Raw genomic sequence first — 12930 nt, 5'->3', positions numbered from 1 at the left:
TGAACAGATTCAACAGACCATGACAGTGAGGCGGGGCCTGAGGCCGGACCCCGCGGACACTGATGACAATACCAGCTTCGGAACTGTGCCTATGCCGCCTTTAGCCCAGAATACTGTTCGTGCCACCCCCATCCATGAGCGCCTGCCACGGCTGCTGGCCGCCCTCGGGGAGGGGCTCTATGAGCGCCAGGACGCCCTGCGGCTCGGCCTGCTGGCTGCCTTGAGTGGCGAGAGCGTCTTCCTGCTGGGCCCCCCCGGCATCGCCAAGAGCCTGATCGCGCGGCGCCTCAAGCTCGCCTTTCACGATGCCCGCCACTTCGAATATCTGATGACCCGCTTCAGCACGCCGGAGGAGGTGTTCGGCCCCCTCTCCATCCAGGCGCTCAAGGAGGATGGCAAGTACCTGAGGCTGACTCAGGGCTATCTGCCGGAGGCCGAGGTGGTCTTCCTCGACGAGATCTGGAAGGCGGGCCCGGCCATCCTCAACACCCTGCTCACCGCCATCAACGAGCGGCAGTTCCGCAACGGCGACAGCCAGCACCCCATTCCCATGCGGCTGCTGGTGACCGCCTCGAACGAGTTGCCCGCCCCGGACAGCGGGCTGGAGGCGCTCTACGATCGCATGCTGGTGCGGATCTGGATGGACAGGGTGCAGGAGAAATCCAACTTCCAGGCCATGCTGGCGAGCGATGGCCAATCCCACCAGAACCTGCCCCCCTCGGTGCAGATCCGGGGTGAGGAGTACGAGGCCTGGCAGGAGGAGATCGAGCAGGTGCGTCTGCCCGACGCCTGCTTCGAGCTCATCTACCAGTTGCGCCAGCAGCTCGACAGCCAGCTGGGTCACGGCTGCTACGTGTCGGATCGGCGCTGGAAGAAGGCGGTGAGGCTCATCAAGGCGAGCGCCTTCTTCAACGGCCGCGACGAGGTGGCCCCGCTGGATCTGCTGCTGTTCAAGGATTGCCTCTGGCACGACGAGGCCTCCCGCACCGCCTTGCTGGAGATGATCGGCGAGTTCTCCCGCCTCTACGGCTACCAGCAACTGGTGCTGACCCGCGAGCTGCTGGCCCTGCGCGAGCGCTTCAAGCAGTTGAGGGGGGCCGTCTCCCAGCGCCTCGCCTGCAAGGCGGTCAAGCGCAAGCAGTGGTTCGGCCGCCGCGCCCGCGGCATCGAGCTGCCGCTGGCCAACGCCAAACCCTTCGGCAAGCAGGTGCACTTCCAGCTGCTCACCCCGGCGCCCCTGGATGGCGGGGATCCCGAACGGCTGACCGAGACCCTCACCTTCGATCGCACCCTGCTCTCCCACTGGCACCCCAATGGGGAGGCGCTGGTGGGCTGGCCCCTTGGCAACCCCAAGGAGGGGCACTACGAGCTGGTGCTGGACGAGCAGTTGCGGCTGCAGGTGCTGGATGTCCAGCGCCAGCCTGTGCCTCTGGTGCTGGTGGAGCGAACCCCCATCCCCGAGGTGGTGACGGCCCCCTGGCAGGCCGAGCTCGGTGAGCTGGCGAGCCAGGTTGTCCGGGTGCAGCAGAGCCTCAAGGGGCAGCGCAGCCTGTTCGATCGTCACCAGCCCCATCTCTTTGTCGGGGAGCACTGGCTGCGCCAGGTGGAGGACAGCTTCTTCGTGCTGAACCGGGATCTGGAGCGGCTGGGCGAGGAGCTGCAGCAGTGGCGGGATCGCCTGCCCAGGCTGGATGCCTGATGCTCTTCGGACTGACGTGGCCCCAAGTGTTTGGCCGCCTGCCGCATCTGCAGCATGGCTTTGTGCGTCCCTTGCATAGGGAGTGCCCATGCTAGAGATCGGCATGATGGATCTGGGGCTCCTCATCGGTGAGGGGGAGCTGGCGGGGGAGATGGCGCTGCTGCTGGCGTCCACCCCCAAGATCTCCGAGTTCCTCAAGCGCTCCCCGCTGCAGGGCAAGCTGCTGAAAAAACGCATCCAGACCTGGAGCGAGCAGCTCGGCGAGGAGATGCGCCACAAGCCGGTGCCGGTGGCCCTCGAACGAGAGTACCTGCTCTATCAGTCCCACAGATTGCTGCCCCTGCCCGAGCTGGTGGGGCGGCTGCCGGCCCTGCTGGAGGCGCTGGAACAGCACAGCCCCTTCGCCGGGGATGCCCGCAGCCTGGTGCGCCAGATCATGGGTCAACCGACAGAGGGGCTGCGTCAGCTGTTCGTGGAGAAGTGGCGGGCCAGTCTGGTGGGCAGCCTGCTGCAGTTGCAGCAGCAGATCGCCGAGGCGGAGCGGGAGAAGCAGCGCCAGGAGATAGAGGATCAGCTGCTGGCGAACCGGACCCTGGCCGATGCCCTGGATCCGCACCAGATCTCGGCGGGTGGGCTCTGGGATCTGGCTCAGGGCAGCTGGCACAAGCGCAGCCTGGTGCTGGTGCAGCAATATGCCCGCATGTTGCAGCGCGAACCCCTGCTGGGGGAGATAGCGGCCCTGCTGGGGCGCAGCGAGCGGGATCGGCGAACCGACACCCGGACGCTGCCCCCTGTGCCCATGCACGAGCTGGAAGAGGTGCAGACCGACGACGTGCCTGACGATCTGGTGGGGGTGCACCCGGCCAGCGATCTGATGCGGCTCTTGCCGAGCGAGGCTGTGATGCTGGCCCTGCCGGAGCTGGAGCTGGAGTTCTATCGCCGCTATCTGGAGCGGCGCCTGCTGAGCTATCAGTCTCGTGGCACATTGCCGCGTCAGCGGCTGATGCAGCGCTCCCCGGAGCAGGGCGGGCAGGAGGTGCAGCCGCGGGGCCCCTTCATCGTCTGCGTCGATACCTCGGGCTCCATGGGGGGTTATCCGGAGGAGTGCGCCAAGGCGCTGTTTCTCGCCCTGCTCAAGCTGGCGATGGACGAGAAGCGGGGCTGCTATCTGATGCTGTTCTCCACCGAGGTGGCGACGCTCGAGATCACCGCAGACACGGGGCTGGACAAGGCAGAGCGCTTCCTCTCCATGAGTTTCCACGGTGGCACCGATCTGGTGCCCTGCCTCGAGCAGGCGCTGATGCAGCTGGAGCAACCGGACTTTGCCAAGGCGGACGTGCTGGTGATCTCCGACTTCATCGCCCAGAGCCTGCCCCATGCCCTGCTCGATCGGATGAACCGGCGGCGAGCGCAGCAGACCCGCTTCCACGCCGTCGCCATGTCCAGGCATGCCAAGTCGGCCATCTTGCGGGTGTTCGACAACAGCTGGTTGCTGGACTGCGGCCTGCGGGGCCGGCTGCTCAGGCGCTGGCAACGCAGCTAGGGGCAGGCCGGCGTCAGCCGTCTTGCCTGTGGTAGAGGCCCCGTTCGCTGACCTGATCCTGATCCAGCAGCGGCTGGCCGCTCGGTCTGGCGATATAGAATCCCCGTTTGCCGCTGCGCTTGACCCTGTACATGGCCTGATCGGCCCGGGCCAGCGCCGTACTGAAATCATCCTGTGGCCGGATGGCCGCTATCCCCATGCTCATGCCCACGGCCGCCTCTCCATTGGGCAGCTCGAAGGGGGTGGCTATGGTGTCGACACACTGACGGGCCAGGTGGCTGGTCCTGGGATCCTCGCTCTGCCAGGGCAGCAGCAACACGAACTCATCCCCCCCGAGCCGGCCCAGCCTGACCTCCTCGCCGCAGCAGTGGCGCAGCCGCTGGCTGAGGGCCACCAGCAACTCGTCCCCGGCGCGGTGGCCCAGGTTGTCGTTCACCTGCTTGAAGTCATCGAGATCGATGAAGCAGATGGCCCTGTGCTCCCCCGGAAACTGGCGGTGCATGGCGGTGCGATTGAGCAGGCCGGTGAGGGGATCCCGGTGGGCGAGCTGGGCCAGCTGCTGCTCGTACTCCTTCTCGTGGGTGATGTCGATGTGGGTGCCCATCACCCGGATGGCGTTGCCCTGTTCATCGCGCTCCACCACCCGGCCGCGGTCCAGCACCCAGGTGGTCTTGCCATCCTTGCCGATCATCCTGTGCATCACCTGATAGAAAGGGCTCTTGCCCTCCAGGTGGTCGAAGAAGGCCTGCAGCACCCGCTCCCTGTCTTCCGGGTGCAGGTGCTCACGCCAGATGTCGAAGTGGGCAGACAGCTCCTTGGGCTGATAGCCGAGCATGGATCCCCAGCGCCGGTTGAAGATGATGAGCTTGCCGGTGGGGACATGGTTCTGCCAGATGCACAGGCCTGTGCCGTCCATGGCGGCATCCAGCTTCTCCCGTGCGTCATCAGCGATGCGTTTGAGGCGCTCATTCTCCAGCAACAACCTGTCGTAAGCCTCCCGCAGCTCCTCGTAGGTCATTCATCATCCCTTCCCTTGTGTCAGTTCGCTTATAGTCGATGCAGACTTTCCTTCTGTAAAGAATGAGATAGCGGGAGTGAGTGCTGACAGGGCAATGAATGCCGTGGCTGTGCGCCCATGGCAAGGAGGGATATGATTGAGGCGGTGGGCACGGCGTCCGGGCCATCGAACGGGGAGACTGAATCTGCATGAAGATCCTGATGGGTATTAGCCTGCTGTTATGGCTGGGAGTGACACCGGCCTTCGCGGTGTCCCCCCGGCTGACCGAGCCCGCGCTGTCCCTGGAGCTGCAGCAGCTGGAGGATGATGCCCCGCCCCTGCAGGTGTTTCGCGAGCGGGTCGCCGCCCTGGTTGCTCATGTCGATGACTACCCGCCCGAGGTGCAAGGGCGCATCGCCCGGTTGCAGTGCTGGGCCCAGCCGAGCGAGCGGGACGAGGAGTTCCTGCGCGCCGTGCAGTTTGCCGACAAGGCGCTGGCAGAGGTGAGGGGCCGCAAGGACAGGGTCGCCGAGAGCGGACTGCTCGCCTGTCGCGGTTATCATCAGCAACTGCTCGGCAACATGGACGAGGCGCGGCAGGACTACGACGCCGCCCTGACCCTGGCGCGCAGGCTGGGGGATGAGCGGCAGCGGGCCGACATCCTCAACTTGCGGGGAGAGATGTACTCCTACCAGGGGGAGCTGGCCGAGGGGCTGATGGAGCTTATCGATGCCCACCGCCGCTACGAGGCCCTGGGGCTGGAGAACAAGGGGCGCGAGGTACTGGCCAGGATCGCCAACGCCTATCGGCGGATGGGACTCTTCGAGCGGGCCGAGGGCTATTTCCGGGAGCTGGAGCACGACTACCGGACGCTGGGGGATCAGGAGCGGCTGGTGGATATCCACACCCAGCAGGGGCTGCTCTATGTGGACACGGCAGAGTACGACAAGGCCTTGCCCCTGATGGCGGAGGCCGAGCGCTACTATGAGGCGCAGCAGCAGGACGGGGTGCTGGCCTGGAGCAGGATAGAGCTGGCCACCATATTGCTCAGGCAGGGCAAGACGGCGCAGGCCATGGCCAAGCTGGAACAGGCCGCCACCTTGTTGCATCAGGGGGAGGGGGCGGACAGCGTGACCCTGGGCCACTGGCACATCGTCATGGCTACAGCGCTAGATGCCATGGGCAAACCGGCCGAGGCGCTGCGGCACCTGAACGAGGCCGAGCCGATTTTTGCCCGGGAGCAGAACCTGCGCTTCCTCGCCTGGGTGCACGAGGTGCGCGCCCGGGTGCTTGAACATCAGGGTCGGGTCGCGGAGGCGCTGGCCAGCCTCAAGGCCTTCGTGCAGACCCGTCAGGAGCTTGATCAGCGGCTGCGGGAACAGCGGGCCCTGCAGATGCGCTTCGAGTTCGATCTGGCGCGCAAGGAGCTGGAGAACCAGGCCCTCAGATCCAGCCAGCAGTTGCAGGCAGAAAAGCTCAAGCAGTTGCAGGAGCGGCGCTACTGGCAATATCTGGTGGTGGTCCTGTCGCTGCTGGTGATGGGGGTACTGGTGCTCCATCAGCGCAGCCGTACTCGCAAGATGCAGCACCTCGCCATGACGGACGAGCTGACGGGCATCCACAACCGGCGCCAGATCCAGGCCAAGGGGCGCAAATGGTTCAGCCAGGCGCGCGCGAGCGGCAAGCCCCTGTGCGTGCTGCTGCTGGACATAGATCACTTCAAGAAGGTCAACGACCAGCTCGGCCACCAGGTGGGGGATCAGGTGCTGACCGCTGTGGCCCATTGCATCGAGGAGCAGGTACGCAGCCTCGACAGGGTGGGGCGCAACGGCGGGGAGGAGTTTCTGGTGCTGCTGCCGGACACCGATCTTGAGGAGGCGGCCGAGGTGGCGGAGCGGGTCAGGATGGCGGTCTCCCGCCTCGTCATCGAGGGAGTGCCTGAGGATCATCCCATCCACGTCAGCATCGGCTGTGCCCAGTACAGGGCAGAGGATGACAATCTCGGGGAGCTGATACGCCGGGCCGACGAGGCCATGTACGCAGCCAAGCTGGCGGGGCGCAACCGGGTGGTGAAGGCGGCCTGATCCCGAAGCGGCCTTCTGCCCCCTCATGCCGGGCTGGGTATTTTTCACTCGCGCGGGTATAATGTCGCGCAATTTTGCTTTGACTCAGGCGAGAAGGCCCATGTAACGCAGCGCTCCTCCTTTTTCCACCTGCGGGTTCCATGACCCGGCTGCGTGGCGTCGTTGTCTGCATGGGAGCCCTGATCCCAAGGTGCTGTCCCGCATTTATTCCCACGGGGGCCAAGGCCGCCGCTCAATAGAAGAACGTCGAATTATGTCAGCTGAATTTCTGAGTGAAGTCTCCAAGAGACGCACTTTTGCGATCATCTCGCACCCGGATGCGGGTAAAACCACCATCACCGAAAAAGTCCTGCTGTTCGGACAGGCCATACAGCGTGCCGGTACCGTCAAGGGCCGTGGCTCGGGCCAGCACGCCAAATCCGACTGGATGGAGATGGAGAAGCAGCGTGGTATCTCCATCACCACCTCGGTGATGCAGTTCCCCTATGCGGACTGTCTGGTCAACCTGCTCGACACCCCGGGTCACGAGGACTTCTCCGAAGATACCTATCGTACTCTGACGGCGGTCGACTGCTGCCTGATGGTCATCGACGCCGCCAAGGGTGTCGAAGACCGGACCCGCAAGCTGATGGAAGTCACCCGGCTGCGGGATACCCCCATCCTCACCTTCATGAACAAGCTGGACCGCGAAGTGCGCGATCCCATGGAAGTGATGGACGAGGTGGAGCGCGAGCTGAAGATCATGTGCGCCCCCATCACCTGGCCCATCGGCTGCGGCAAGTCCTTCAAGGGGGTCTACCACCTCTACAAGGACGAGACCTATCTGTACCAGAGCGGTCAGGGCCACACCATCCAGGAGAAGCGGGTGGTCAAGGGGCTGAACAACCCGGAACTGGACGCCGCCATAGGTGAAGATCTGGCGGCCCAGCTGCGCGGCGAACTGGAGCTGGTGCAGGGCGCCTCGCCCGAGTTCGATCACGAGGCCTTCATCGCCGGCGAGATGACCCCGGTCTTCTTCGGTACCGCCCTCGGTAACTTCGGCGTCGACCACATGCTGGACGGCCTGACCGACTGGGCCCCGGCCCCCATGCCGCGCAAGGCAGAGAGCCGCGAAGTGGTGGCGACCGAGGAGAAGTTCTCCGGTTTCGTGTTCAAGATCCAGGCGAACATGGATCCCAAGCACCGCGACCGTATCGCCTTTATGCGCATAGTGTCCGGCACCTACTCCAAGGGCATGAAGATGCGCCATGTGCGCATCGGCAAGGATGTGAACATCTCCGATGCCGTCACCTTCATGGCCGGTGACCGCGAGCAGGCGGTCGAAGCCTGCGCCGGTGACATCATAGGGCTGCACAACCACGGCACCATCCAGATCGGCGACACCTTCACCCAGGGTGAGGATCTCAAGTTCACCGGCATCCCGAACTTCGCACCCGAGCTGTTCCGCCGCATCCGCCTGCGCGACCCCCTCAAGCAGAAGCAGCTGCTCAAGGGGCTGGTGCAGCTCTCCGAAGAGGGTGCCGTGCAGGTGTTCCGTCCGCTCATCAGCAACGATCTCGTCGTCGGTGCCGTCGGTGTGCTGCAGTTCGATGTGGTGGTCTCGCGTCTGAAGAGCGAGTACAACGTCGAGGCGATCTACGAGGCGGTCAACGTCTCCACCGCCCGCTGGGTGGAAGGGACGGACGTCAAGAAGTTCGAGGAGTTCAAGCGCAAGAACGAGGTCAACCTGGCCCTGGATGGCGGTGACAACCTCACCTACATAGCCCCGACCATGGTCAACCTGCGCCTGGCCCAGGAGCGTCACCCCGACGTGGCGTTCCGCCAGACCCGCGAGCACTGATACCTGCTCGCAAACCTTGATGGTTGACGATAAAAGAGACCCCGCTTCGGCGGGGTCTCTTTTTTGTGTCGTTTAGCCTGATAAGGACAGACTTCAGGGGCTATGGCATCGCACCTGGCCGGTCGACAGCAGCCCTCACCCTGGCCCTCTCCCGGAGGGAGAGGGAACCACATGATGCTTGCCCGAAAGAGAGCGGAATCCTGTTTTGCTCCCTTCTCCCCTCGCGGGAGAAGGGCTGGGGATGAGGGGGCGCTCTATTCCAGTTCCAACACCATGCAGATCTCGCAGGCGTCGTGGCCGGTGCAACCGAGGGGGCCCGGCAGGTGCTCGAAGCCGAGCGACTCGTAGAGGCTGGTGGCTTCCCGCAGATCGGCCGTGGTCTCCAGATAGCAGCGCAAGTATCCGAGGGTGCGTGCCTCCGCCAGGGCCTGCAACACCAGCCGCCGCCCCAGCCCCAGGCCGCGCAGGGCGGGCAGGAAGTACATCTTCTGCAGCTCGCAGGTCCCTGTCTCCCCCGCCAGGGGGGCTATGCCGCCGCCGCCGAGAATGGCGCCGTCCGGCCCCTCTATGACCCAATAACGGCTCTGCTTGCCTTGATAGGTCTCATGGAGGAAGTCGAGGTTGGGATCCGCCACCCCGTAGCCCTTGTCGGCGGTGAGGCCGTATTCGGCGGAGACGGCCCGGATCACGGCGGCGATGGCGGCATTGTCCTCAGGCGCTATGGGCCTGATGCGATAGCCTTGCTGGCGACGGGCGCGGGAGAGGGCGCTGCGATAGAGGCGCATGCCCTCCCAGAGCCGCTCGCGCTCCTCGGGGGCGAGCTGGGCCAGTGTCTCGGCCATGGCCTCATCCATCTGTCGGTGCAGATCATGGAGTTGCGCGCATCCTTGCTCGGTGAGGGTCGCCTGTTTGCTGCGCCCGTCCGAGGGGTGCGGCTGCCAGGCGATCAGCTCCCGCTCTGCGAGGCGGGCCAGGGGGCGGCTGGCATTGGACTTGTCGATGCGCAGCCGCTCGGCCAGTTGCTGATTGGTGGCGGGGCCGCTCTCCAGCTCTATGAGCAGGTGTGCCTCCAGGGGGCTGAGGGCCAGGGAGCCGCACTGCTGGGAGAGCATGCCGAGTTCGCGTACCAGTTCCCGTGACAGGGCGCGCAGGGGGCGGGGATCCATCTTGTGAGTGTCCTTCTGGTTGTTACCTGCAACCAATATAGCCAACTGGTTGTTGAAGGCAACCATTTTTAAGGGGCAGAAGGAGGGCACAAAAAAGGGCCCGGGAGAGGGGCCCAAACATTGGAAACCCGCGCCAGGGCGCAGATCCCATCCTTGGTCAGGAACAAGCTGGCCGGGCAACGGCGGCCCGGCCTGTGTATGGCCCGGATCTGGCGGCTTGCACCAGCTTCGACAGCATGGTGCCGGCCACAGAGCGGTCTCAGGGCGCGGCGCGGTTTATACCAATTCCGCCAGCATGGCCTCCGAGTAGGGCACCAGGGTCTCGGCGGCCTTGAGCTTGCTCAGGTAATCCGGGTTGGCGATGAGGGGGCGGCCGATGGCGACGAGATCGAAGCGGTCGGCGCGGATCGCCTCGGCGGCGGTTTCGGCACTGTAGTTGCCGACCCCCACCAGGTGGCCGTCGTAGTGGGCGCGCAGGTAGTCGGAGGCGCGGCCATCCAGATAGTCGAAGGTGAGGCTGTCATCGAAGATGCCGAGGTGCAGATAGGCCAGGGCACGCTTGTTCAGCTCGGCCAGCAGATGGTCGAACACGGCGCGATCTGCCGGGCTGCCCGCCAGATGGACATAGGCACCGGGGGAGAGGCGCAGGCCCACCCGCTCGCTGCCGATGCGGGCGTTGATGGCGTCCACCACCTCCAGGGCGAAGCGGCTCATGTTCTCCGGGGTCTGACCGTACTGGTCGGTGCGCAGGTTGCTCGAGTGGTGTAGGAACTGGTCGATGAGGTAGCCGTTGGCACCGTGGATCTCCACACCATCAAAGCCCGCCTCGATGGCGTTGGCAGCGGCCTGGGCGTAATCCTCGACCAGCTGGCCAATCTCGGCCACCGTCAGGGCGCGGGGCACCTGATACACCAGCTCACGCATGCGCGGCACTGTGCCTTCATGGGCGACCGCGGACGGTGCCAGCACCTCGCCCTGATGGAAGAAGGGGTGGGAGAGGCGACCCACGTGCCACAGCTGGGCGAAGATCTTGCCTCCCTTGGCGTGCACGGCCTCGGTGACCTGTTTCCAGCCTGCGATCTGCTCAGGGCTGTAGATGCCCGGGGTGTTGGGATAGCCCTGGCCGTCCGGGCGAATGATGGTGGCTTCGGAGATGATGAGGCCTATGTCGGCGCGGCGGCCATAATAGGCGGCCATCTGCGCGGTCGGCACCAGTCCCGGGCCCGCCATGCAACGGGTGAGGGGGGCCATCATGAAGCGATTCGCGAGGGTGAGGGTGCCGTTGAGGCGGTAAGGTTGAAACAGGGTATCCATGCAGAGCGTCCTCGGGGGTGATTCTTGAATGGGCATTCAAGACGTTTTTTGGTTTGTACGCAAGTCTTTTTTGAGCAAGCATTCAACATGGATTGGTCTTGCCTGCCTGCTGGGGTAAACTTGCCGCCCTGTTCCCCGGTACGCCGGGCCCTTGCCAGCGGAGATCCCATGCGCAGTGCCGAATTTGATCGGGACCTTGTCCTGCGAAGCGCCATGGAGGCGTTTCGTGCCAGAGGCTATGCCAAGACCACCATGCAGGATCTGGTGGCGGCGACCGGGCTGCACCCGGGCAGTCTCTATGCCGCCTTTGGCAACAAGCGGGGCCTGCTGCTGGCGGCGGTCGATCACTATGTGCAGGAGAAGGGCGCCCAGCGCCGTCGCTGCTTCGATCAGCCGAGCCCGCTGGCCGGGCTGAAGGCTTTCTTCACCCAGCTGGTGGACGATGCCCTGCAGGGCTCCTGCCTGCTGACCCGTACCCTGATGGAGCTGGCGGAGCAGGATGAAGAGCTGCACCTGCGCTTCAAGGTCATCTATGGCGAGCTGGAAAGCGACCTGGCGCAGCTGCTGCATCAGGCCAGCGAGCGGGGGGAGCTGGCCCCCGGGGGCGACATCCCCACCCTGACCGCCTTCTTGCAGGTCAACATCCAGGGGCTGGTGACCTTCGCCCAGTGCCACCCCGACCGCGCTCTGCTGGTCGCGGTCGTCGACCAGCTGATGGCGGCCCTGACCCCCAGGCGCTGAATCCGGTCAGGCCCCTGACCCTATATTTGTCCCCGCTGCTTGCCCCTGCCTGCCCCCTCTTCCATCTTGATGGTGAGGATATCGGCTGGAGGAAAGGGAATGACCAGAAAGGCAACGTCTCGGGCTATATTGGCGCACTTCACCACGCCACGGCTCTCCATCGCACAGCGGTTCGCCGCCGGCAAGGCCCTGCGGGAACAGTTTCCTCGCGAAGCTCACTCCTGGCTGCCGCCCGCACCCTATGACAGGGATCCCATCGCCGTGCTCAAGGCCCAGGCCACCACTCGCTTGAAGCAGCTGGTGCCGGTGCGCCATGCCAGGATGCAGGAGTCCCCCTTCGCCTTCCTGCGCGGTGCGGCCGCCATCATGGCGGGGGATCTCGTCGCTACCCCCCACTCCGGCCTCATGGTTCAGGCCTGCGGCGACATGCATGTCGCCAATATCGGCCTCTATGCGAGTGCCGAGCGCAACCTGGTGCTGGCCATCAACGACTTCGATGAGACCCATCTCGGCCCCTGGGAGTGGGATCTCAAGCGCCTGGCCGCCAGCGCCCTGGTGGCGGCGGAGTACCTGGGGGCCGACGCCGCCCGCCAGCGTGAGGCGGCCAGGATGATAGCGACCGGTTACCGCACCAAGCTGCGGGAATACGGCAAGATGGGCTTTATGAGGGTCTGGTACGATCACATCGAACAGGCCTCGGTGCTCGACGCCTTCTCCGTCGATGCCCACAGAAGGGTCAAGGCCACCTTCGCCAAGGCCCGGGGCCGCAACCACCTGCAGGTGCTCGGCAAGATGACGGATCTGGTGGACGATCAGCACAGGATCCGCGAACTCCACCCCTTCGTCATCCGCGAGACCCACACCGAGGACGGGGAGCCCGTCTATGAGGTGCTCGGCGAGTTGCTGGAGGCCTATCTCGCCTCCCTGCCGGAGGACAGGCGCATACTGCTGCGCCGCTACCGGGTCGTGGACGTCGCCCGCAAGGTGGTGGGGGTGGGCAGCGTGGGCACCCGCTGCTGGGTGATCCTGCTGACCGGCGCCGACGATGACGATCCCCTCTTCTTGCAGGTCAAGGAGGCGCAACCCTCGGTGCTGGCCCCCTATTTCACCTCGGAAGACGACAGCGGCAACCAGGGGCGGCGGGTGGTGCGGGGCCAGCGGATGATCCAGGGATCGCCGGATATCTTCCTCGGCTGGTGCGATCTCAGGGGCCGTCACTTCTACGTGCGCCAACTGCGGGACATGAAGGGGGGCATCGACATCACCCCTGGCATGGTCAAGCCCCGCCACTTCGTCGAGTATTGCCAGCTGTGCGGCTGGGCCCTGGCGCTGGCCCATGCCAAGTCGGGGGATGCGGCCCAGATCGCCGGCTACCTCGGCAAGTCGGAGACGATGGATGAGGTCATTGCCGACTTCGCCGTGGCCTATGGCCAGCGCACCCGGGAAGATCACGCCCTGCTGCTGGCCGCCATCGCCCGCGGGGAGCTGCCGGTCGCTTCAGAGGCCCGTTGAGCGCTTTCCCTCTCCCGTAGGGAGAGGGAATTGA

The 12930-nt window shown here is 65.1% G+C and carries 9 protein-coding genes; 6 read left to right on the top strand and 3 right to left on the bottom strand.

Features of this window, described 5'->3' with window-relative positions:
- Positions 1 to 91: 91 nt before the first annotated feature.
- Positions 92 to 1699, top strand: coding sequence for an ATPase RavA domain-containing protein (locus tag WIR04_RS16795; RefSeq protein WP_338888442.1), 1608 nt, complete (start codon positions 92 to 94; stop codon positions 1697 to 1699).
- Between the two features lie 88 nt (positions 1700 to 1787).
- Positions 1788 to 3242 (top strand): ATPase RavA stimulator ViaA, encoded by a 1455-nt coding sequence (viaA, locus tag WIR04_RS16790; protein WP_338888440.1) that lies wholly within the window; start codon positions 1788 to 1790, stop codon positions 3240 to 3242.
- A gap of 13 nt (positions 3243 to 3255) precedes the next feature.
- Here the strand turns inward: viaA and WIR04_RS16785 are convergent, their stop codons facing one another.
- A complete protein-coding gene (locus WIR04_RS16785; RefSeq protein WP_338888438.1) occupies positions 3256 to 4260 on the bottom strand; it encodes a sensor domain-containing diguanylate cyclase in 1005 nt (334 codons plus the stop codon).
- A gap of 188 nt (positions 4261 to 4448) precedes the next feature.
- Between WIR04_RS16785 and WIR04_RS16780 the strand changes: the two genes are divergently transcribed.
- Both WIR04_RS16780 and prfC read left to right on the top strand, forming a co-directional pair.
- A complete protein-coding gene (locus WIR04_RS16780) occupies positions 4449 to 6323 on the top strand; it encodes a diguanylate cyclase (protein WP_338888436.1) in 1875 nt (624 codons plus the stop codon).
- 250 nt (positions 6324 to 6573) lie between these two features.
- Positions 6574 to 8163 (top strand): peptide chain release factor 3, encoded by a 1590-nt coding sequence (gene prfC / locus WIR04_RS16775; protein ID WP_307766432.1) that lies wholly within the window; start codon positions 6574 to 6576, stop codon positions 8161 to 8163.
- A gap of 254 nt (positions 8164 to 8417) precedes the next feature.
- Here the strand turns inward: prfC and WIR04_RS16770 are convergent, their stop codons facing one another.
- A complete protein-coding gene (locus WIR04_RS16770) occupies positions 8418 to 9329 on the bottom strand; it encodes a MarR family transcriptional regulator (protein WP_338888434.1) in 912 nt (303 codons plus the stop codon).
- A 276-nt stretch (positions 9330 to 9605) separates the two neighbouring features.
- Complete coding sequence (locus tag WIR04_RS16765; RefSeq protein WP_338888433.1) at positions 9606 to 10643, bottom strand: alkene reductase; 1038 nt, start codon at positions 10641 to 10643, stop codon at positions 9606 to 9608.
- A gap of 168 nt (positions 10644 to 10811) precedes the next feature.
- On the opposite strand from WIR04_RS16765, the gene WIR04_RS16760 reads away from it, so the two are divergent.
- Both WIR04_RS16760 and WIR04_RS16755 read left to right on the top strand, forming a co-directional pair.
- Positions 10812 to 11384, top strand: coding sequence for a TetR/AcrR family transcriptional regulator (locus WIR04_RS16760; RefSeq protein ID WP_338888431.1), 573 nt, complete (start codon positions 10812 to 10814; stop codon positions 11382 to 11384).
- 99 nt (positions 11385 to 11483) lie between these two features.
- Entirely contained in the window at positions 11484 to 12896 is a 1413-nt protein-coding gene (locus tag WIR04_RS16755) for a DUF2252 domain-containing protein (RefSeq protein WP_338888429.1), read from the top strand.
- Positions 12897 to 12930: the final 34 nt, after the last annotated feature.

It is taken from the genome of Aeromonas rivipollensis, assembly GCF_037811135.1.
GTDB classification, from domain to species: Bacteria; Pseudomonadota; Gammaproteobacteria; order Enterobacterales; family Aeromonadaceae; genus Aeromonas; species Aeromonas rivipollensis.
This window is presented reverse-complemented; position numbering and strand designations above follow the sequence as displayed.